This is a genomic window from Pseudomonas sp. No.21, assembly GCF_054558415.1.
The window spans coordinates 168,474-188,717 of the sequence record NZ_BAAJNO010000001.1 but is presented as its reverse complement, the minus strand read 5'-3'; the positions used below and the strand labels follow the sequence as shown (position 1 = coordinate 188,717).

20 protein-coding genes are annotated in these 20,244 nt (G+C 60.0%); 14 read left to right on the top strand and 6 right to left on the bottom strand.

Features of this window, described 5'->3' with window-relative positions:
• Positions 1-19 precede the first annotated feature (19 nt).
• Both ACYJSS_RS00830 and ACYJSS_RS00825 read left to right on the top strand, forming a co-directional pair.
• Entirely contained in the window at positions 20-787 is a 768-nt protein-coding gene (locus ACYJSS_RS00830; protein ID WP_236205201.1) for a substrate-binding periplasmic protein, read from the top strand.
• Positions 788-902: 115 nt separating this feature from the next.
• Complete coding sequence (locus ACYJSS_RS00825; protein ID WP_111261570.1) at positions 903-2,516, top strand: FMN-binding glutamate synthase family protein; 1,614 nt, start codon at positions 903-905, stop codon at positions 2,514-2,516.
• A gap of 40 nt (positions 2,517-2,556) precedes the next feature.
• Here the strand turns inward: ACYJSS_RS00825 and ACYJSS_RS00820 are convergent, their stop codons facing one another.
• From ACYJSS_RS00820 to gcvA, 3 genes are all read right to left on the bottom strand, one after another.
• On the bottom strand, positions 2,557-3,045 hold the full coding sequence (locus ACYJSS_RS00820; RefSeq protein ID WP_111261571.1) for a DUF7689 domain-containing protein: 489 nt from the start codon (positions 3,043-3,045) through the stop codon (positions 2,557-2,559).
• Between the two features lie 99 nt (positions 3,046-3,144).
• A complete protein-coding gene (locus ACYJSS_RS00815) occupies positions 3,145-3,612 on the bottom strand; it encodes a GNAT family N-acetyltransferase (protein WP_236205200.1) in 468 nt (155 codons plus the stop codon).
• A gap of 10 nt (positions 3,613-3,622) precedes the next feature.
• Entirely contained in the window at positions 3,623-4,504 is an 882-nt protein-coding gene (gene gcvA, locus ACYJSS_RS00810; RefSeq protein WP_236205199.1) for a transcriptional regulator GcvA, read from the bottom strand.
• A gap of 133 nt (positions 4,505-4,637) precedes the next feature.
• Between gcvA and ACYJSS_RS00805 the strand changes: the two genes are divergently transcribed.
• The 3 genes from ACYJSS_RS00805 (at position 4,638) to ACYJSS_RS00795 (ending at position 6,676) form a co-directional block, all read left to right on the top strand.
• A complete protein-coding gene (locus ACYJSS_RS00805) occupies positions 4,638-5,594 on the top strand; it encodes a DMT family transporter (protein ID WP_236205198.1) in 957 nt (318 codons plus the stop codon).
• A gap of 202 nt (positions 5,595-5,796) precedes the next feature.
• Entirely contained in the window at positions 5,797-6,078 is a 282-nt protein-coding gene (locus ACYJSS_RS00800; RefSeq protein WP_111261574.1) for a hypothetical protein, read from the top strand.
• A gap of 121 nt (positions 6,079-6,199) precedes the next feature.
• Entirely contained in the window at positions 6,200-6,676 is a 477-nt protein-coding gene (locus ACYJSS_RS00795) for a DUF488 domain-containing protein (protein ID WP_236205197.1), read from the top strand.
• Here ACYJSS_RS00795 and ACYJSS_RS00790 read toward each other — a convergent pair.
• Positions 6,633-7,451 (bottom strand): hypothetical protein, encoded by an 819-nt coding sequence (locus ACYJSS_RS00790; RefSeq protein ID WP_236205196.1) that lies wholly within the window; start codon positions 7,449-7,451, stop codon positions 6,633-6,635. The genes ACYJSS_RS00795 and ACYJSS_RS00790 overlap by 44 nt on opposite strands.
• Positions 7,452-7,678: 227 nt before the next feature.
• On the opposite strand from ACYJSS_RS00790, the gene ACYJSS_RS00785 reads away from it, so the two are divergent.
• A complete protein-coding gene (locus ACYJSS_RS00785; protein WP_236205195.1) occupies positions 7,679-9,682 on the top strand; it encodes a peptidase U32 family protein in 2,004 nt (667 codons plus the stop codon).
• A gap of 60 nt (positions 9,683-9,742) precedes the next feature.
• On the opposite strand, the gene ACYJSS_RS00780 is transcribed toward ACYJSS_RS00785, so the two are convergent.
• Entirely contained in the window at positions 9,743-10,633 is an 891-nt protein-coding gene (locus ACYJSS_RS00780; RefSeq protein ID WP_236205194.1) for an oxygenase MpaB family protein, read from the bottom strand.
• An 84-nt stretch (positions 10,634-10,717) separates the two neighbouring features.
• On the opposite strand from ACYJSS_RS00780, the gene ACYJSS_RS00775 reads away from it, so the two are divergent.
• Positions 10,718-11,326, top strand: coding sequence for a TetR/AcrR family transcriptional regulator (locus ACYJSS_RS00775; protein WP_236205193.1), 609 nt, complete (start codon positions 10,718-10,720; stop codon positions 11,324-11,326).
• A 249-nt stretch (positions 11,327-11,575) separates the two neighbouring features.
• Here the strand turns inward: ACYJSS_RS00775 and ACYJSS_RS00770 are convergent, their stop codons facing one another.
• Entirely contained in the window at positions 11,576-12,424 is an 849-nt protein-coding gene (locus ACYJSS_RS00770) for a CAP domain-containing protein (RefSeq protein WP_236205192.1), read from the bottom strand.
• A gap of 258 nt (positions 12,425-12,682) precedes the next feature.
• Between ACYJSS_RS00770 and ACYJSS_RS00765 the strand changes: the two genes are divergently transcribed.
• The 7 genes from ACYJSS_RS00765 (at position 12,683) to ACYJSS_RS00735 (ending at position 20,156) form a co-directional block, all read left to right on the top strand.
• Complete coding sequence (locus ACYJSS_RS00765; protein ID WP_236205191.1) at positions 12,683-13,441, top strand: class I SAM-dependent methyltransferase; 759 nt, start codon at positions 12,683-12,685, stop codon at positions 13,439-13,441.
• 385 nt (positions 13,442-13,826) lie between these two features.
• Complete coding sequence (locus ACYJSS_RS00760) at positions 13,827-14,324, top strand: BRO-N domain-containing protein (protein ID WP_236205190.1); 498 nt, start codon at positions 13,827-13,829, stop codon at positions 14,322-14,324.
• Positions 14,325-15,007: 683 nt separating this feature from the next.
• A complete protein-coding gene (locus tag ACYJSS_RS00755) occupies positions 15,008-16,204 on the top strand; it encodes a hypothetical protein (protein ID WP_236205189.1) in 1,197 nt (398 codons plus the stop codon).
• Entirely contained in the window at positions 16,201-16,656 is a 456-nt protein-coding gene (locus ACYJSS_RS00750; protein ID WP_236205188.1) for a hypothetical protein, read from the top strand. The genes ACYJSS_RS00755 and ACYJSS_RS00750 overlap by 4 nt, the downstream gene beginning before the upstream one ends.
• The gene (locus ACYJSS_RS00745) at positions 16,653-18,482 is read left to right on the top strand and encodes a DUF3732 domain-containing protein (RefSeq protein ID WP_236205187.1); all 1,830 of its coding nucleotides are present in this window, start codon (positions 16,653-16,655) and stop codon (positions 18,480-18,482) included. Before ACYJSS_RS00750 ends, ACYJSS_RS00745 begins: the two co-directional genes overlap by 4 nt.
• 70 nt (positions 18,483-18,552) lie before the next feature.
• On the top strand, positions 18,553-19,140 hold the full coding sequence (locus ACYJSS_RS00740) for a hypothetical protein (RefSeq protein ID WP_236205186.1): 588 nt from the start codon (positions 18,553-18,555) through the stop codon (positions 19,138-19,140).
• A 206-nt stretch (positions 19,141-19,346) separates the two neighbouring features.
• Entirely contained in the window at positions 19,347-20,156 is an 810-nt protein-coding gene (locus ACYJSS_RS00735; RefSeq protein WP_236205185.1) for a DUF6602 domain-containing protein, read from the top strand.
• The last annotated feature ends 88 nt before the right edge of the window (positions 20,157-20,244 follow it).

Here is a 20,244-nt window from a genome sequence, read left to right as displayed (position 1 = left end):
GCATCGCCGGGAGAATTCGATGTCCCGATTCCGGGTCCTGCTGCTCATCTGCCTCCTCGCCCTCGCCCGCCCGCTCTTCGCCGAGGGGCACATCCGCATCGCCATCGGCGAGTGGCCGCCCCTGATCAGCGCCTCGCAACCCGGCAACGGCGTGATCCCCACCCTCATCAGCGAAGCCTTCGCCACCCAGGGCATCACCGTGGAATACGGCTTCTTCCCCTGGAAGCGCGCCTTCGAAGAAGTGCGCCAGGGCCGCTGGCAGGCCTCGGCGGTGTGGGGCCGCAGCCCCGATCGCGAAGCCTGCTGCCTGTTTTCCGAGCAGGTCTACAGCGACGAGGTGGTGCTCTTCTACAACCGCGCCCACCCGGTGCACTGGGACGGCACGCCCGCCGAGATGGAGCGCCTGCGTGGGCTCACCATCGGCCTGCCCCTGGGCTCGGCGAAGACCCCGCTGTTGGAAGAGGCCGAGCAGCGCGGCCTGCTGAAATACGAGGTGGGCGGCGATGAAACCAGCAACCTGCGCAAGCTCGCTGCCGGGCGCATCGACGCCGTGGACATGGTCAAGGGCACCGGGCAGTGGCTGGTGAACCGGAAGCTGGAGGCGGACGAAGCCGCGCAACTGACCACCACCGCGCCGCTGCAAAGCTGGGAGTACTTCGTGCTGTTCGCCGCGCAGCCCGCCGGCAACCGCCACTACCTGGAGGCCTTCAACAAGGGCCTGGCCACCCTGCGCGCCAGCGGGCGCGAGGCCGAGTTGTGGCGGCGCTTCTTCGCAGCGCCGCGCTAGCCCATGGCGCCTGGCGGGCTCACCCGACGAGCTTCAGGGTGCCACTCGCCGCGCTACAAGGCGTACCCTTGCCGCTCCGCTACCCTGACCCCGTGCCCTCTCACAAGGAATCCGCATGAGCCTGTCGCTTCTAAGCCGCTACGCGTTCTTCGCCTTCTGCGTGCTCTTCACCCTCGCCACCCTGCCCTTCATCCACCACGAGTGGCTCTGGCCCTTCACCCTGGTCACCGGCGTGCTGTCTCTGGTCGGCCTCCTCGACCTGCTGCAGACGCGCCACGCGGTGCGGCGCAACTACCCGATCCTGGGCAACATCCGCTACCTGGTGGAAGGCATCCGCCCGGAAATCCGCCAGTACCTGCTGGAGGCCGACGGCGACAAGCTACCGTTCTCCCGCGCCCAGCGCTCGCTGGTCTACGCGCGGGCCAAGAACGAGGGCGCCGACAAGCCCTTCGGCACCCTGCTGGACGTCTATGAGGCCGGTTTCGAATTCATCGGCCACTCCATGCGCCCGGCGCCGCTGAGCGACCCGTCGGCCTTCCGCGTGGAAATCGGCGGGCCGCAGTGCAAGCAGCCCTATTCGGCGTCGATCTTCAACATCTCGGCCATGAGCTTCGGCTCCCTCAGCGCCAACGCCATCCGCGCCCTCAACCAGGGCGCCAAGCTCGGCGGCTTCTACCACGACACCGGCGAAGGCAGCATCAGCCCCTACCACCGCGAGCACGGCGGCGACCTGGTGTGGGAGCTGGGCAGCGGCTACTTCGGCTGCCGCACCGCCGCCGGCCTGTTCGACCCGGAGCGCTTCGCCGCCCAGGCGCAGAACCCGCAGGTGCGGATGATCGAGATCAAGCTCAGCCAAGGCGCCAAGCCGGGCCATGGCGGCATCCTGCCCAAGCACAAGGTGACCCAGGAGATTTCCGAGACCCGTGGCGTGATGATGGGCGAGGACTGCATCTCCCCCTCGCGCCACAGCGCCTTCTCCACGCCCATCGAGATGATGCAGTTCATCGCCCAGCTGCGTGAGCTGTCCGGCGGCAAGCCGGTGGGCTTCAAGTTCTGCCTGGGCCACCCCTGGGAGTTCATGGGCATCGCCAAGGCCATGCTGGCCACCGGCATCTACCCGGACTTCATCGTCGTCGACGGCAAGGAAGGCGGCACCGGCGCCGCGCCCCTGGAGTTCACCGACCACATCGGCGTGCCGCTGCGCGAGGGCCTGCTGTTCGTGCACAACGTGCTGGTGGGGCTGAACCTGCGCGACAAGATAAAGCTCGGCGCCAGCGGCAAGATCGTCAGCGCCTTCGACATCGCCAGCGTGCTCTCCATCGGTGCCGACTGGGCCAACTCCGCGCGGGGCTTCATGTTCGCCATCGGCTGCATCCAGTCGCAGAGCTGCCACACCAACAAGTGCCCCACCGGCGTCGCCACCCAGGACGCCCTGCGCCAGCGCGCCCTGGTGGTGCCGGACAAGGCCCAGCGCGTGCACAGCTTCCACCGCAACACCCTCAAGGCCCTGGCCGAAATGCTTGCCGCCGCCGGCCTCGACCACCCCTCGCAGCTGGAACCGCGCCACCTGGTGCGCCGCGTCTCCGACAGTGAGATCCGCCTGTTCTCCCAGCTCCACGTGTTCCTCAAGCCGGGTGACCTGCTCAAGGACACGATCGAGGCCGACTTCTACGGACGCATGTGGGAAATGGCCCGCGCCGACAGCTTCGAGGCCGCCTGCGGCTGGTGACGTTCTTGTTGGCTGCGCCTTGGGGACAAGGACGTCCCCTTCACGCTTTCCTGAACGACTTCACGAGCACACCGTAAGTCTCCCCCGCAAGCTCCAGGCGCCCGTGGGTGACCCGTGCGCCGGGATAGAGCTTCGACTCCCACAGCCCGTCCGGCATCCCCTGCACCCTGGGGCCGGTGTACTTCTTGGTGGCATGGCTGGCGAAATGGCCGTTGGAAATGGCCATGAGGTCCACATCGGCGGCCCCATCCCCCGCCGGCACCTCGAGGAACCCCTTGCTCAGGTAGAACTGCACCATGCCAGTGACCGCCTCCACATCGAACTCGAGCGTGGTGTCGCCCACCGTCCAGCCGATGCAGTTGTAGCCGTCATAGCAGCCAGGGGAGGTCACGTAGACGTTGGCGCGGGTCAGGCCGGGGAAGGCAGTGCTGTAGTCCGCCCATTCCTCATCGGTGACCGGCCTGGGTAGCGAATCATGTTGCACGGTGCCAACGGCGGCGGTATTCACGGGTTTCTTCTTGGGCGGCATAGGGCACTCCATCGCTGGGCCGGGTCGTCAGTGGCAGCCTCCTAGCCCATCTGCGAGAGGATCGCTGCCAAGGACTTCTTATAGACCACCGCACATCACTCACCCAGGCTGAGCAGCCGCCAACGAGCGCTCCATCACGATGGTGCGCTCCTCGCCCCGGATGATCTGCTGCACGGCCTGAAAGCCGAGCCCCGCATAGAAGCCTTCGGCGGTGATCGACGACGGCACCTTCAACACCGCGACACCGCGCTCCCGCGCCAGCGCCTCGACCTGTTCCATCAGCCGCCGGCCGACGCCCAGCCCCTGGGCACCTGGCGCGACGAAGACGGTGCGCACCACATCGCCATCCAGGCTGGCAGTGCCGATCACGCAGCCCGCCTCCTCCGCCACCAGCACCTCGCGCGCTGCCAGCAGCCCCCGCACCTGCTCGGGGCCGAAGTTCGCCTGCACCGAGGCGATCACCTTGGGCGGGTAGTCGCGTGCGTTGCTCTCGGCCAGCGCCGTGAGCACCACCTGGCTGATGGCCGCAGCGTCGTCAGGGGTGGCGGTTCTGATCAGGTATTCCATGTTCGATTCCTCAAGCCCTGCCCGCCTCGGCCAGCAGCCATTCGCGGAACGCCGCCACTGCGGGACGCTCCAGAACGCCGGCCGGGTAGACAAGAAAATAGGCCAGGGCGCTGGCAACGCCCTGGTCGAAAAGCACCGCCAGGGTACCGGCCGCGAGCTCGCGATGCACAAGGGAGCGCCGCACCAGCGCCACCCCGAGACCGGCCCGGGCCGCCTCGATGACGCCGTTGCTGTCGACGAACAGCGGCCCGCGCGTGGCGTCCACGCCCGGCACGCCGGCCGCCTCCAGCCACAGGGGCCAGTCATGGCGGTGTTCGTCGTGCAGCAGCGTGAAGCCCGCCAGCTGCGCGGGCGTCGACAGGCTTGTACCGGCGGCCAGCGCCGGGCTGCACACCGGCACCAGCTCGTCGTCCACCAGCCGCTCGGCCACCAGCCCCTCGTAGCGGCCGAAGCCGTGGCGCACCGCCAGGTCGATGCCGTCGAGGGCGAAATCCATGCGCCGGTTGGACGGGCTGATGCGCACGTCGATCCCCGGCATCCGCGCCTCGAAGCCACCCAGCCGGGGCACCAGCCACTGCAGGGCGAAGCCCGGCGTGCAGGCCAGGGTGAGCACCGCCGGCCGCGCGCGGGCGGTGATCTCGGCGGTGGCTTCACGCATCAGGCGGAAGGCCGTGCGCAGGGTGGCGAAGTAGTCCGCACCCTCGGCGGTCAGGGCCAGGCTGCGTGGCCGGCGCAGGAACAGCTGCACGCCGAGGGCCGCCTCCAGCTCCTTCACCTGCAGGCTCACCGCCCCCGGCGTCACACAGAGTTCACGGGCGGCCAGGGTCACGCTGAGGTGGCGCGCCGCCGCTTCGAAGGCGCGCAGCGCGCTGAGGGAAGGCAAGGTGCTCATGCTTTAGAAAAACTCGATCATCCATGGAACAAAGCTCGTTTGTCATACCGAGCCCCGTCCGAATAATAGGGAGCCACAGACGGCATTCAAGCGACCGCCTGCAACGAATGGAACTCAAGCAAGGAGACAGGCGATGAACACGCAGAACGTCATGGGCGCACGTGAATGGGGCATGCTGGTGGCCCTCTCCATCCTCTGGGGCGGTTCGTTCTTCTTCGTCGGCATCGCCGTGAAGGAATTGCCCCCCTTCAGCATCGTCATGGCCCGCATCGGCCTCGCCGCCATCGCCCTCCTGGCCCTGGTGCACCTCATGGGCCTGCGGATGCCGCGCGATCCCCGCGTGTGGCTGGCGTTCTTCGCCATGGGGCTGCTCAACAACCTGATTCCCTTCTGCCTCATCGTCTGGGGCCAGACCCACATCGCCAGCGGCCTGGCTTCCATCCTCAACGCCAGCACGCCGCTGTTCTCGGTGCTGGTGGCGCACCTGCTGACCCAGGACGAGAAGATGACCGGCCGCAAGCTCGCCGGCGTGCTCATCGGCCTGGCCGGCGTCGCCACCCTCATCGGCCCCGCCGCGCTGTCGGGGCTCAGCAGCCACATCTGGGCACAGCTGGCGGTGCTCGGCGCCGCGCTGTCCTATGCCTTCGCCGGTATTTTCGGCCGCCGCTTCAAGGCCATGGGCGTGCCGCCGATGATCACCGCCACCGGGCAGATCAGCGCCTCGACCCTGCTGCTGATCCCCGTCGCCCTGCTGGTGGAGCACCCCTGGACCCTGCCCCTGCCCGGCCCCGCCACCTGGGCCGCGCTGGCCGGCATCGCCCTGCTCTCCACCGCCCTGGCCTACGTGCTGTACTTCCGCATCCTCGCCAGCGCCGGCGCCACCAACCTGATGCTGGTGACCTTCCTCATCCCGGTCAGCGCCATCCTCCTCGGCGCCCTCGTGCTGGGCGAACAGCTGGAGGCCCAGCACTTCATCGGCATGACCCTGATCGCCGCCGGCCTCGCCGCCCTCGACGGCCGCCTGGTCGACACCCTGCGCCCGAAACCGCGCCACACCGACCGCGACAGCTTCCTCGGCAAGGACATCTAGCCCCAGGCCCCGGTGCTTGGGGCCTGGCACCCCACCCGACACAAGGCTCGAATAATTCTGCAACTCGCCTTCCGGCACCCGGTCTATGGTTATCGGGATCGTCCCGCCCGGCACCCAGTGGCCAAAGAGCCGCGATGGCGCGCCGGTCTGCGGCGACATCCCATTCAAGCCTGCCGTCGACCGGACAAAGGAGTTGCCCCACGTGAAGTGCTTGATCTGCGAACACGAAGCCAAACCCCTGGATTCGGGCGGCCCCGGCCTCGCCCTGCGCTGCCGGGAATGCGGCAGCTACCAGGTGGACGATCGCCTCCTGGCCCGTTTGCGCCAGGGGCGCGACATCCTCGATGAACAACAGGCACGCATCCGCCTGCACGTCCGCCGCGCCGGCCACCACGGCCTGCCACGGCTGGACGCCGCCGACGCCGACCTGCTGCAACCGCGCCCGCGGATCGACGACTGGATTCGCGATATTTCCAGTTGCTGAGGGCTGTAGGACATTCACCGGTCCAATGGGCCGCCCATCGTAGGCCAGCCCAGCCTCAGGGCTGCGGTGATATAGTCCGCCGCGATTTTGCGGCCAGGTCGGCACGGAAGCGGAGGACATCATGAATATCTACACAGCGGGTTATGAAGGCCTCTCCATCGACACCTTCATCGCGCGCCTGCAAGAAGCCGGGATCGACAAGGTCCTGGACGTTCGTGAATATCCTCTCTCGCGCAAGCCGGGCTTCTCCAAGAAGGCCTTTGCCGAATGCCTGGCGAAAGCCGGCATCGCCTACGAGCACGAGCCCGCCCTCGGCTGCCCCAAACCGGTACGCAAGCGTTACAAGGAAGACGGTGACTGGGCCGCTTACGAACGCGGCTTCAATGCCTACATCAAGACCCAGGATGAACGGCTCCATGGCTTGCTGGCCGACGCAGCCAGTGAGCGGATCTGCATGGTCTGCTACGAAGCGGACGCCCGGTTCTGCCACCGCAACCTGATCGCCCAGCGCGCCCACAGCCTGGACAGCGCCCTGCAGGCCGTTCACCTCCCCCTCAAAGCAACGGCAGTTGCAGACCTATTCCCGGCTGTAGCCTAGGCGGGTAGATCAGGCTGACGATCAACCACTGCCCCGGGAAACGGTGCATGTTGCCCATCAGGAACATCAGGTCCCGACTCGGCAGGACCCTCTCGATTTTTTCCCTGAAAGGCGCCTCCCAGTCGGAGCCGTGTTTTCGACGCACCTTCCGATACAACTCGCAGGCCTCCCAATCCGAAATCTTGTGGGTATGGCTGACCATCTGCCCGCCGACCTGGCATTCGTAATCGTAGTAAAAGTCGAACGGCACCTTTTCCAGGCGCTTGATGCTGGCAACCTCGTCCTCATCGAACAGGCTGGCCTGGCGCTGCATCTGCTCCAGCTTCTCCAACTCCTCGGCCGTCCACTGTTCGGTGCCTGCCTTGCGAATCTGCAGGCCGGTTATCCGAGCGGGCCTCAACAGCCCCAGGGTGATACCGTCCCTCAACCGCGCCTGCTCCAGCGCCTCGAAGCTGTCGTACAGCGGTAACTTCTCCAAATGGCGCCTGCGCTGCAGCCAGTCACCAGCGGGCAATGATTCTTGAGGCTGGATAGTGTCCACGCCGATCTTGTGGCTCTCAGGGCGATGGTCCTGGGTGCTCTTCTCGATAACAGCCTTGATCCATTGCCACTTGGCGAACTGCTGATCCTCGCCGATGAGGCGGAACGGCACGGGAAACAAACGGATCAACGCGCCGTGCTCATCCATGCCGGCTACGCAGGAGGTCTCGGCATACTTGGCACTGGGGCTGGGGTAGGTCTTGCAGAGAATGAGAATGCGGGCCTTTCGTCTCATGGGGGCAACTCCTTTTGTCCAGCTGACTACTCTAGACAGCGCCCCTAGCCGGAACCAGGCTACACCGCCGCCGCTCCAGGCTCCGTTTTCCCATTACAGGGGCAGGATCAACGGCGCGGGCGTGCAGGCGTTTGCGGCCGACCCGCTATTCGTCGCCGGACCGGGTGCCGAGCGGGCACCGGACCGGTACAATTCGCGCCCTGCACCGTGCCGGAAGCCTTTTTGCCATGTCCCTACCCAAACACCACCTCGAACTGCTCAGCCCTGCCCGCGATGTACACATCGCCCGCGAGGCCATCCTGCATGGCGCCGATGCCGTGTACATCGGCGGCCCGAGCTTCGGCGCGCGGCACAACGCCTGCAACGAGGTGGCCGATATCGCCCAGCTGGTGGAGTTCGCCCGGCGCTTCCACGCCCGCGTGTTCGTCACCATCAACACCATCCTCCACGATGACGAGCTGGAGCCGGCGCGCGCGCTGATCCACCAGCTGTACGACGCCGGCGTCGACGCGCTGATCGTCCAGGACATGGGCGTGATGGAACTGGACATCCCGCCGATCGAGCTGCACGCCAGCACCCAGACCGACATCCGCACCCTGGAGCGGGCCAAGTTCCTCGACCAGGCCGGCTTCTCCCAGCTGGTGCTGGCCCGCGAGCTGAACCTGCAGCAGATCCGCGCCATCGCCGACGAAACCGACGCCGCCATCGAATTCTTCATCCACGGCGCGCTGTGCGTGGCCTTCTCCGGCCAGTGCAACATCTCCCACGCCCAGACCGGCCGCAGCGCCAACCGCGGCGACTGCTCCCAGGCCTGCCGCCTGCCCTACACCCTCAAGGATGACCAGGGCCGCGTCGTCGCCTTCGAAAAACACCTGCTGTCCATGAAGGACAACAACCAGAGCGCCAACCTCAGCGCCCTGGTGGACGCCGGCGTGCGCTCCTTCAAGATCGAAGGGCGCTACAAGGACATGGGCTACGTGAAGAACATCACCGCCTACTACCGCCAGCGCCTGGACGGCATCCTGGAAAACCGCCCGGACCTGGCCCGCGCCTCCAGCGGCCGCACCGACCACTTCTTCGTGCCCGACCCGGACAAGACCTTCCACCGTGGCAGCACCGACTACTTCGTCACCGACCGCAAGATCGACATCGGCGCCTTCGACTCCCCCACCTTCACCGGCCTGCTGGTGGGCAACGTCGAGAAGGTCAACAAGCGCGACCTGCTGGTGGTGACCCAGGAGCCTCTGTCCAACGGCGACGGCCTCAACGTGCTGGTCAAGCGCGAAGTCGTGGGCTTCCGCGCCAACATCGCCGAGCCCAAGGGCGAGTTCGAGGAAGACGGCCAGAAGCGCTACCGCTACCGCGTCGAGCCCAACGAAATGCCCGAGGGCCTGTTCCGCCTGCGCCCCAACCACCCGCTCTCGCGCAACCTCGACCACAACTGGCAACAGGCCCTGCAGAAGACCTCGTCCGAGCGCCGCGTCGGCCTCTCCTGGGTCGCCAAGCTGCGTGAAGAACGCCTGGAACTGACCGCCACCAGCGAGGAAGGCATCACCGCCAGCGTCGCCCTGGAAGGCCCCTTCGGCGCCGCCAACAAGCCCGAGCAGGCCCTCGAACAGCTGCACGACCTGCTCGGCCAGCTGGGCACCACGATGTACCACGCCGACGCCGTGGAGCTGGACGCGCCCCAGGCCTTCTTCATCCCCAACTCCCAGCTCAAGGCCCTGCGCCGCGAAGCCATCGAAGCGCTGACCGCCGCCCGGGTCGCCGCCCACCCGCGCGGCGGCCGCAAGCCCGTCGCCGTGCCGCCGCCGGTGTACCCGGAGGCGCACCTATCCTTCCTCTACAACGTCTACAACCAGAAGGCGCGTGACTTCTACCACCGCTACGGGGTGCAGCTGATCGACGCCGCCTACGAGGCGCACGAGGAAGCCGGTGAAGTGCCGGTGATGATCACCAAGCACTGCCTGCGCTTCTCCTTCAACCTCTGCCCCAAGCAGGCCAAGGGCGTGACCGGCGTGCGCACCAAGGTCGCGCCGATGCAGCTGGTGCACGGCGACGAAGTGCTGACCCTGAAGTTCGACTGCAAACCCTGCGAAATGCACGTGGTGGGCAAGATGAAGGGCCACATCCTCGACCTGCCGCAACCCGGCAGCGCCGCGACCCAGGTGGTCGGCCACATCAGCCCCGACGACCTGATGAAAACCATCCGCAACCGCGCCCCGCACTAAGGCCCCGCCCAACCACGCCACCCCGTAGCCCGGGCTTCAGCCCGGGACCGGTGAAGCCCATCAAGCCCCGGGACTCCGCTGCTCTGCTGGGGCAGCCAGGCGCGCACGCCGTATCGCCCGCCGCGCCCGGGGGAAATAGCCCCACTCCCCAGGCAGCACACGCCAGGCCAGCCGCAGGAACCCGGCGAGCAGGCGCAGCCGGCGCTGGTCCGACGCCGTCCACCGCAGCCCCAGCCGCTCCCGCAATACCGGCGGCAAGGTGCCCCGCGCCACCCAGCGCACGCCGCCCACCAGCACCGGCTGCAGGCACCACCACAGCGGGCCGCGCATCCAGGGATAGGGCGCCTGCAAATCCCCGGTCGAGCCGAAGTACCAGGTGGTGATCTCCGTCGCCTGGAGGCGTTGCTCCAGCATCCGCTGCCAGTAGCCCTGGAAGGCGACGTAGCTCTCCGGCACCTGCCCCATCGGCAATCCATAGAGGGAATACCAATGGACGGACTCCTGGTAGAGGCGCTCGCATTGCTGTTCGTCCAGGGGCGTACCGAGCCACTGCTGCAGGGCGATCTGCGCCTCGAAGAAGGTCGCATGAGCCCAGTAGAACAGCTCGGGGCTGAGGGCGTGGTAGGGCCGCCCCTGCCCGTCCTGGCCCTTGATATCGCGATGGAAGGAGCGCACCTGCAAAGCCGTGCCCGCAGCCTGGCCGCCGTCGTAGACCACACCGAGGATGGGCGGGATGGAGCGCAGCAGGCGGTTCCAGGGGTTGGCGAACAGGTCGGAGTGCTGCAGCACGCCGGCGGCCAGGCCCGGGTGCATGTTCTGCAGGATGCCGGTGCGCCCGATCAGCAGCAGGCCGCGCAGGTCGCCGAAGTAGCGCCAGGTGAGCGAGTCCGGCCCCAGCGGGCTCGGCTGGGCAGGTTGATGGGCGGGCTGAGCGAGGTCTGCTGTATGCATGGAAGCGGCTCCGGCAATGGCTTGGAAACGCCCTCACGCTAATGCGACTATCCGCTCGCATTCAATTCGCGTCCGGAGCCTGTCATGCGCAAGCAGCCCCGCCAACAACGCTCGCAACAGATGGTCGCCGACCTGGTGGAAGCCTGCGCCCGGGTCATCGCCCGCGACGGCCTGCCACGCCTGAGCACCAACCTCATCGCCGCCGAGGCCGGGGTCAGTGTCGGTTCGCTCTATCAATACTTCGCCAGCAAGGAAGCCCTGGTCGAGGCCCTGCTCGACCGCATGAGCCAGGAGCTGGCCGGCGTGGTCCGCGACAACGCCACGGCCTTGCTGGCGGACGACGTGCACACCGCCGTGGAGCGCCTGCTGCAGGCGGTATTCGCATTCATCGACCGCAACGCCAGCCTGCACCTCGAACTGGCGCGCCATTGGCAGGACTTGCGCACGCTGAAGGTGGTCGACGAGATGGAGCGGCACCTGTTCGACTTCTGCCGCCTCTACCTGCTGCGCCACCTGCGGGAAATCCCCATCGACAACCCGCTGCCCACGCTCTACGTCGTCATCAACAGCGCGCTGATGACCATCATCCGCTTCATGAGCCACCCCCATCCGCCGCTCACGCGCAGCGAACTGATCGGCGCCTTGAGCGACATGTTCGCGGCCTATATGGCCAGCCTGGCCAAGGCGAAGTAAGGGCTACGCCCCGACAAGCCACCAAAAAAGCATCAGCGCTGCCAAGGTCGAAAGGTCATGTAGCCTGGGCTTCAGCCCAGGAATCGATGCGCACAAAACTCCCGGGCTGAAGCCCGGGCTACGCCCTGTGACGATGCGAATCAAGAGCAGGACAAACACGCGCCGTAGGGTGTGCCGCGCGCACCTCCGCACGGTGCTTCCGACGGGCTCCCCTGCTTTCAACGCCTCGATGGCAACGCAGCTAGGTTTTTACGGAGCGCCCAGCAGCAGCGTCCAGTAGACCCCACCCGCCTTCACCGCCGGCGACTGGGCGCCGCCCAGGTCGGTGAACAGCGGGCTCATCAGGCGCGAGCACTCCTCGGGGCTGGCCAGCCAGCCCTGCACCGCGCTGGCCGCCGAGCCCATGCCGGCGGCGATGCTTTCCGCCACCCGCGTGCCCGTATAGCCAGCACTGCGCGCCCGGTCCGCCGGCGCGCTGCCGTCGGTGCCCTGGTGGGCGAAGAAGCCGTTGAGCGCCATCGACTGGCTGTGAGAGGTCGCCGCCGCAGCCAGGGCCTGGTTCCAGGTCAGCGGCGGTGCCGAGGCGAAGGGCTCGCCCCCGCAGAGGCGTGGCTGCGCCCGCGCCGCGTTCACCTGCTCCAGCAGCGCCGAAATGGGTGACGGCCCGCCGGTCAAGACCGCGCTGTGCAACGGCCGGGCGAAGGTCACCCGCCACACCGGCCCCGCCTGGCTCACGCCCACATCGACGAACTGCGGATTCAGCAGCACATCGCAATACCCCTGCATCGCCGCGAACGCCGCCTGCGCATTGGCCGGGCCGGAAAGGCGGATGGTGCGCACATCCCCGATGCGGTAACCGGATTGCCCCAGCGCCGCACGCCAGGCCTCGCCGTTCTCGGTCGGCAGCACCAGGCGCGGGTCATGGGTCAGGGGCGTGAGTACAGCGGTGGGCTGGTTGCCGCAGTTCTGCGGCTGGGCGCGGTAGGCATTGATGGCATCGACCAGCATGGCCTCCTCGCCAGCGGAAGCAGCGGTGGCGAGCAACAGGCCGAGCAGGAAAGCGAACGGACGGATGGGCAAGGCAGCAAGTGGGCGCATGGTTCGAACCTCATATGAAGGAAGTCGGGCAACCACGGCGCCAGCCCGGGCGCCACGGCACCCGGGGTTCGCAAGCCCGTGAAGGTTGGAACCGCAACGGCGCCGCCGAGTTCAGCGGCGCCCGAAGGGGGCGGCTCGCCTGAGCGCCAACCTCATCGCCATATGGCCAACCTGGCAAAGGCGAAGTAAGGGCTATGCCCCTATGAAGGCAGGGCCACAGAGTTGCGGTAGCATCCCCCGCTTGCCATGGAGAGTGAAATGCAAAACCGATACGGAAGACTCGCCTCGTGGATTTATCACCTGGATAAACCCATCGGCCATTCATTTGGAGATCTGGAGTACTACCAGCAGCGTCTGGCGGACGTTGATGGCCCGGTACTGGAACCTGCAGTGGGTAATGGACGGATCTTCATACCGCTGCTGGAGAGGGGCCTGGCCATCGAGGGCTTCGATGCCTCCCACGAGATGCTCGAATACTGCCGGCAGGAATGCCGCGAGCGGGGGCTGCCCGCTCCCCTCACACAGCAGAAGTTCGAGCAGTTCAGCTACGACCAGCCATTTGCGGCCATCATCATGCCCGCCGGCTCATTCCAGCTGATTACCGAAACCGCCTCCGCGATGGCCGTGCTCAAGCGGTTCTGGAATCACCTGCAGCCCGGCGGGAAGTTGATCATGGACATCGACCCCATCGAGAGCATCATCGGGGAGGCACACGCCGCACGGAGCTGGAAAGTGGATGGCAACAGCCTGCTCACACTGACCAGCCATCGAGCCGAAGTGGATTACCGCAAGCAAACCACGCTCTCTCATCTGCAGTACCAGCATTGGCAAGATGGCACCTTGCAGTCCGCCGAACTGGATCTGTTCCACCTGCGTTGGTGGGGCGTCGACGAACTGGCATTCGCGCTACGCGAAGCAGGTTTTGTGGATGTAGTGGCCTCAGGTGGCTACCAGCATGGCCGCTCCCCTTGCCAGAACGACCACATCATCAGCTTCGAAGCACGCCGCCCAGGTTGACGATGCCTCGGACAGAGGCCGTGGCAAACATGGCGTGCACCTGATCGAAAGCGGCCACGCCGCTCAGTGCACCCGAGGCGGTTGTTCAAGCAACCGCCTCACCCGGTCAGTGGCAGACCATGAACCCGCCCTGACGTAACGCTTTCCGTCCCAAGGCCCGCCACGTTCTCCCGAGCAAGACGGCAGCCTGTCGCCCTGCCGGCCCCCTCCTCCCCTTGCCCTCGGGCTCGCCCGTCCCTATCCTGCGCCGGTCACGGTCAATCCCGTGGCCGGGATTGACAGCCCGATTTAGTAGGCGAGTTGCCTTCAGCTACACCCGCAAAGCCGTAACGGCTCGGCTGGCCTAACTGACGGTAAGCAAATGGACCTTAATTGGAACTTCGCCATGCATGACGCACTTACCCCCATCACCTTCCAACGCCACTGCCATCAACTGCGCGCCGTCATGATCGACAACCGCCCCTGGTTCGTCGCCTTCGACTTCGCCCTGATGATCGCCGCCGCCCGGCCGTATCGGCTGACCAAGCGCCTCTACCCGCACCAGTTCCGCTTCGCCTACCTGCGCTACAGCACAGGCCTTTGCGAAGAAGTGGAACTGATCAGCGAAGCCGGCCTCTACCGCGCCCTCTACCGCTTCGGCCACCCCGAGCATTGCGCCCTCAGCCAATGGCTCAGCGACGAAGTGATCCCCACCCTCCACGACTACCACCGCGACCCGCAGGCCAGCCCGCGACGCATCCTCATGACCTGGGCCAACCAGCGCATCGCCGCGCTGCACTGGCAAAGCGAAACCTGGATCGCCCGGCAGGACCTGCCGCGCTTCATGGCCGCGCACGATGATCCGCGGCTGGGGGATGGGCCGAGTTGGAAGCGGTTTTTCTAAAGGTGCAGAAATAAAGAACGCCGCATTGGGATGCGGCGTTTTTAAGAGCGGTAGCTCTCGGCCCGAAGCAGCCCCATGGCAGGGGGGGCTTAGCTAGCAGGGAGAGATGTGACCTGATCAAGGCATATCTCCAAGCTGTATGCATAGACAGTGATGGCATTTGGTCGATGGAGGATTATTCTTCGACTACGCGAAACAAATTCATCTCGCAGTCTAGCCAGTTCATGCACAGGGAAGTCGCATAGCAAATGACCAAGCTCGCTCAACGTCCGCCCTCCGAAACTATACGTGCAAGTCAGAACTGCGATGCAACTTGGAAGGAGTCGGGCCAGGCGCTGATCAAGCGCTGGGAAACCGGCCGCCTCCCTTTCCATTAAAGCCCCTGAACTACTTGTGCGCTGTAGGGGGAAGAGTTACTACCAATGCACTCGAAAGGTGGAGTGTCTCGTGTATTGAAGTAGGATAAATTCGGCGCGCTGCACTACCTAGCTTGGACTACGTGGCGAAGACCTGATACTGATCTAGCACGGCAGAAAGCTGACTTAAGCATTGTAGAAAAACCAGATTTTTAATAGTGAGAGTGAAATGCTCAACTCTTGGCTTTGCTGCCAAGCTCTCGCTGATGGACGCCTTAAATATGTACAACTAACAATTTTTTGATTTATAGCTCAGGGTAGATGTCTATGGGTCACTTAGAACAAACCGCGGCAGATAAGAGCTCTTTAGGATTTGAGTACCAAGACCTCGTGCTTGTGAATAATTTGCTGGAATTAAAACCCGAAGAGAAAATTGGCCTGGAAGTATTTGACGATATTCACACTGAAAACATCAGCAATGACTTGTGTCTCATTCAAGTAAAACATAGCCTTTTGGGTGGCAATATAACAGAGCGGGATATTGATCTCTGGAAGACACTATACAATTGGCTGAAATCACTACCCGAATTACCTCAAGAAAAAAATATCACATTTAAAATTTACTCAAATAAAACTCTCAACAACCAAAATTTGATAGCGCTACTTACCTCCGCAAAAGCCAACAAAGATAATATTATAATTGCAATTGGCAATATTTATGAAGAAATAAAAACGAAAGAGTCACTAAAAAATACAACAGACTCGGCAAATCCAATTTTTAAATACGTGGAAGCGCTAGCAACAGCAAAGAGAGAGGATATAGAATTTATCTTGGAGCGATTCCAATTCCACACCGACACGGTTTCCGCGATCCAGCAAATAAACGACAAGCTTTTGTATTTAGCTATACCAGAAAGCAAATTGGATGATACGCGAAAGTACGTTCTGGGAGCTTACAAAGAATATAAGATTGCAAGCATCGTGAGTGGCGAGAAAATAATAATAACGTATGAGGATTTTAGAATCCGAATGGGGCTTGATCGAATATTGCGGTCTTCCCGAAGCAATGAAGTAGATTATGATCGATTTTATGATAAATATTATTACTTTCAGCGACTGGGTGACTTTTCGTTTCTAGACAGCACCTTTAGTTATCAATTGAAAGATATCGGTTTGCCTGATGAAGATGTCATTGAGCATGGGATTGAGATGCTTGCAACGACGGAACTAATTCAGGACCTAAAAATAGAAGGGGATTTCACCCATCAAGATGATGCCCGCCTTGCAGTACAATGTGAATCTCTTTGGAAGAACATCCATCGTAAAGCACATAGTGAACTTAATCAGGAATCATCCCAGTCACTACTTGCTGCGCAAATGTGCTACGAAGCCACTTTGAAAAAAGAGCTGAAATTAAAAAACATTTCTCTTCCTGATGGATTTAGCAAGGGTAAATTTATCGCGCTATCCGATGTTCCTTCAATAGGATGGAAGGTGAACTGGAAGGAGCTATATTTCAAATGAACCCACTTGCAACTAATGAAGTACTTGGTGCGCTAGCTATTCAAGCCACGTTGGCATGCCTGCCAAATCGACAATTAGACCTGACCAAGGCGCTATTGATTCTGCCGCTATTATATAACAAAAGAGTCAGGAGTATTCTTAAAAGCAAAAAAGTGGTGCATTTAGGAAGTCGCGACTTAGTGCTTTCATTTCCAAAAGATTTTGCGTCTGTGAAGAGCCATTATGTTGACATGTCGATTACATCAATAAACACAATCCTGTTAGCATGCGAAATGGGCATCACTACGTTAAGCGAAAGTTCGGTATCTCTGAATACAGAAATCTTTACGTCAACCTCTTCAAAATCTATCGGACTGTTAGGCAGTGAGATTTTTACTGCGGCTCCATGTCTTGCAAAAATACTGCAAGAAAGCGCCGAAGAACTTTATCAGAACTTTAGGATAGTGCTATGAGCGGCATACAGATTACCAACATTCTTCTCTGGCAAAAAAATGGAACTCTAAGAAATCTTGAATTTTTGGAGAATCACGTCAATGTCATAACGGGTGATTCGGGCAAAGGGAAGTCGTCAATCCTTTATATTGTTGATTATTGCCTGTTAGCCAGCGAGACCAAGGGGATATCCAAGGCGAATATCGACTCAAAAATAACTTGGTATGGGTTGAAAATTAATATACATGGGCGCAAGTTTTTGATTGCCCGTCCATCGGGGGAAAATGAAGAGACCTCCCAAGCCTACTTGTCGGAAGCTGAGGAAATTCCTGAAATACCATCATTTAACATCAAAATAGAAAATCTTAAAAAGATTCTAAATGATGCTTTCGGTATCGATTCTGAATTAAAAATCCCGTATGGAGGAAGACACATACGCACTGGCACAAAGGTTTCTTTTCGCAGTTTTCTACCTCATAGCTATCAAGATCAGAACGCTATAATTGCACCAGAATATTTGTATATCAGGCCAGCTGACGGGCGCTATCAAGAATCAATTGAAAGAACTTTTCGAATGGCACTTGGTGTCGAAAACGTCAAGACATCTACTGCAAAAACAAAATTGCTCGAATTAGAGCAGCAGCGCTTAGCCTTTGAGCGGAAGAAAGAGATATTCGAAAAAAACAAGCTTGCATTTTCCGACGAGCTTCAAAGTCTCGGTCAAGAAGCAGCGGCGCTAGGGATTTTAGCTAGTGTTCCAATGGATACAGATATGCTTTTGCAGAAGCTTAAAGAGGTCGTAGTTGACTCAGAGATACCACCTCTAGGGAAAAGTGAAACTGATGAAATAGAAAAGAAATTGTTATTGCTTCGTGCAAAAAATAAGAAATACGAGGCGTTTGCCGATAGGGGGTCCGAATTTATCACCTCAACAAAACAGTCAGAAGATGCTCTTCGTCCAATTGAGTTTTTAAATGAAAATCCGAGTTTAGTATTTCCATCCGAAATGGCAAACAGTCTCATTCATCATCTACAGAGGGAGTTGTCTCGTCTGCGCTCGTCATTGAGGAGCAAAAAGCAAGCTCCATTTCTTGCTGAAGTCACCGAATTGATTTCTGAGAATGCCAAAGAAATCTCAAGACTTGAGAAAGACTTGGCCGCGATTCAAAAAAATCAAAAAACTCGATCAACACCAAAAGAATACTATAAATATATTGGCCGCCTAGATACCAAGATTCAGCTATTCAGTGGCGCGGACAGCCATACCTTCAATTATGATCCGGAAGATTACAGCACTAAAGCCGAGCAACTCAAAAGTGCGATAGAGGAAGACAATCTAAAAGTTGAGCTGGCGGAGCAAAAACTCAATGAATTCATCAATGAAAAACTTAAAAGGCTAAAACTAAAAGGATATGATAAATTTACTGCTCGGTTCAGTGAGAGGGAAAAACTAATTCACTTGTTTTCTGAAGACCTGTCGTTTACTGAAAAAATGCCGGATATAGGTAGTGCATCCAACTATCTTTACCTGCACTTGGCTTACTTTCTCTCTATACATGAAGTCGCAAAGAGGCACAAAGTTTCATGGATGCCATCATTTATGATTCTTGATCAACCAAGTACGCCTTATTACTCTACTGAAGGGAAGCCGAATGATGATGTTGTCAGTCTTGACGCTGCTTTAATTGAGATGAATGAATTTGTAAAAAAAATGGATCAAGAAGGTGGGTTCCAAATAATACTCCTAGAGCATATCGAGGAGTCGCACTGGAAGAAGCTAAAGTTAGAGAGATTCCACTTAGTAGATAAAGAGTTGCGTGGAGATTACGGACTGATTCTTGGCTAAGATCTTATTTTATAGCACTTACTAGTTCAGCTGGTCTCTGTTCAGCAACAGTAAAACGAAGGATTGCCATATGGCCAAAGGATCCAATGGAGCTGCAGCACCGTCACAGACATTCAGTGATCATGACGTGATGGAAGCGAGTTTTCGCCTGGAAGCCGTAACTGAAGCGGGCGCGCCTGTACGAAAGCTTTATATACAGACATACGAGCTTGCAGATGCTCAGACTCGGACTTGGCATGCAACGCCTGAGAGCGAATGGCCACTGCTGGCTGCCATCGCTCCAAACCAGATCATCATGCGGCCTATCCATGTGAATCCGCATGCAAAGCGCTATCTGTCGTCAAAAAACGGTTGTTTTACAACGGTCATCTATGCAAGTGAAGTCGGCACCAAGTTGCCAGATGACGCAGCCACTGCGGCGAGTCATATTGAAATGCATTTACCTCGGAAGCTATTTGATTCTCCGGAGTACGGCCTCGGTTTGCATAGGGATCTTGACCAAGTGTGGCAAGGCCTCTCACGAATTCCGAATGCAGGCACCCTAGTAGTTAGCCAGCAGCCGGGGCAGCACGCGGACGACGGAGTAGTCTCCATAAGTGTTGAGGAGCTCGACAAGCTGCACCGTGGCTTCAATAGGATCACGAAGAACGGCCGCTAGCTAATCCGGCAAAGCAAGCAAGGTCTCGTGCACGACGATGTGCTCAACCGAATTGACCCCGAGCGATTCCAGCGAACAGTGCAGGTGGCTCCGCCCCTGGTCGAAGTTCGAGAAGAGGGATCAAAGCATGCCGCAAATCGATTTCGCTTCGCTAAACATGTGCCACAGAGCGCGGCATTAGCCTTCTACAGCTGACTACTCATCGCATGAAAACATACAAACATTGCCACGGCACACCAAATCAGATAATTGCTCAGGAAGAGGCTTCAATATTGCTGTGCGTTGAGCGTGCGCTTGCATCTTCTAGCAACTCGCAAACGGTCGGCAAAAATGGCGAGCTCCCTTTTATAAGATTCTTGCAACGATATTTACCCAATACACTTCGCGCCGTTTCTGGTCATTTCATCACACCGAACGGTGATATTTCCCCTCAGCTTGATGCCATTGTTTTTGATGCGCGATATCCGCTTCTCTCCGAGAACACCGATGGCTCAGCGCTCCTAATGCTGAACTCCGTTATTCATATATATGAATTAAAGACCAATCTAACGGCTAGAGACATACGCAAAAGCATCGAGAACTCGAAGAAAATAACGACACTTACGCAACAGGTCAAAGAATTCGAAACGCCTGATAGCTGGAGCTCACCTCGCCAAACCTTATTGGCCTATCGCACTAAGCAAAAACTTGAGACGCTTGAAGCAGCATTCTTCGGTGCATCCAGCCCTGCAGTTTCCCCCATGGATAGTATCGTGCTGCGCTGTCTTCCTAGTGACGCAACAATCATTGGAGGAGTGGGAGGAACTCTCCATTTGGAGCCGCCGCTTCCTGAAGAAAATGGTCGCGGACCTCGTCCAGATGGATACTTCCCTGTGTTTATACCAAGTCACACGCCGCTTTCTGATCTCTATTACACGCTTGTTCAAGACGCCTACTACACATTGGGCAAAAGAGATTATTCATTCAACGATATCGGCGGACATTTCAACGATTACATGAACTGGGCAACAGCATGACTAAGGGCCGAGCAGCTGTCTCTAGGCAAAAGCCCGCCCCTTAACAAAACGCAGGTGTCAGCATTTGACCGAGGTCTGCCTGCAACGA

Excerpts from the sequence above, each read along its gene's own strand:
- ACYJSS_RS00830 (WP_236205201.1), top strand. The coding sequence starts at position 20 with ATGTCCCGATTCCGGGTCCTGCTGCTCATCTGCCTCCTCGCCCTCGCC.
- ACYJSS_RS00825 (WP_111261570.1), top strand. The coding sequence starts at position 903 with ATGAGCCTGTCGCTTCTAAGCCGCTACGCGTTCTTCGCCTTCTGCGTG.
- ACYJSS_RS00820 (WP_111261571.1), bottom strand. The coding sequence starts at position 3,045 with ATGCCGCCCAAGAAGAAACCCGTGAATACCGCCGCCGTTGGCACCGTG.
- ACYJSS_RS00815 (WP_236205200.1), bottom strand. The coding sequence starts at position 3,612 with ATGGAATACCTGATCAGAACCGCCACCCCTGACGACGCTGCGGCCATC.
- gcvA (WP_236205199.1), bottom strand. The coding sequence starts at position 4,504 with ATGAGCACCTTGCCTTCCCTCAGCGCGCTGCGCGCCTTCGAAGCGGCG.
- ACYJSS_RS00805 (WP_236205198.1), top strand. The coding sequence starts at position 4,638 with ATGAACACGCAGAACGTCATGGGCGCACGTGAATGGGGCATGCTGGTG.
- ACYJSS_RS00795 (WP_236205197.1), top strand. The coding sequence starts at position 6,200 with ATGAATATCTACACAGCGGGTTATGAAGGCCTCTCCATCGACACCTTC.
- ACYJSS_RS00790 (WP_236205196.1), bottom strand. The coding sequence starts at position 7,451 with ATGAGACGAAAGGCCCGCATTCTCATTCTCTGCAAGACCTACCCCAGC.
- ACYJSS_RS00785 (WP_236205195.1), top strand. The coding sequence starts at position 7,679 with ATGTCCCTACCCAAACACCACCTCGAACTGCTCAGCCCTGCCCGCGAT.
- ACYJSS_RS00780 (WP_236205194.1), bottom strand. The coding sequence starts at position 10,633 with ATGCATACAGCAGACCTCGCTCAGCCCGCCCATCAACCTGCCCAGCCG.
- ACYJSS_RS00775 (WP_236205193.1), top strand. The coding sequence starts at position 10,718 with ATGCGCAAGCAGCCCCGCCAACAACGCTCGCAACAGATGGTCGCCGAC.
- ACYJSS_RS00770 (WP_236205192.1), bottom strand. The coding sequence starts at position 12,424 with ATGCGCCCACTTGCTGCCTTGCCCATCCGTCCGTTCGCTTTCCTGCTC.
- ACYJSS_RS00765 (WP_236205191.1), top strand. The coding sequence starts at position 12,683 with ATGCAAAACCGATACGGAAGACTCGCCTCGTGGATTTATCACCTGGAT.
- ACYJSS_RS00760 (WP_236205190.1), top strand. The coding sequence starts at position 13,827 with ATGCATGACGCACTTACCCCCATCACCTTCCAACGCCACTGCCATCAA.
- ACYJSS_RS00755 (WP_236205189.1), top strand. The coding sequence starts at position 15,008 with ATGGGTCACTTAGAACAAACCGCGGCAGATAAGAGCTCTTTAGGATTT.
- ACYJSS_RS00750 (WP_236205188.1), top strand. The coding sequence starts at position 16,201 with ATGAACCCACTTGCAACTAATGAAGTACTTGGTGCGCTAGCTATTCAA.
- ACYJSS_RS00745 (WP_236205187.1), top strand. The coding sequence starts at position 16,653 with ATGAGCGGCATACAGATTACCAACATTCTTCTCTGGCAAAAAAATGGA.
- ACYJSS_RS00740 (WP_236205186.1), top strand. The coding sequence starts at position 18,553 with ATGGCCAAAGGATCCAATGGAGCTGCAGCACCGTCACAGACATTCAGT.
- ACYJSS_RS00735 (WP_236205185.1), top strand. The coding sequence starts at position 19,347 with ATGAAAACATACAAACATTGCCACGGCACACCAAATCAGATAATTGCT.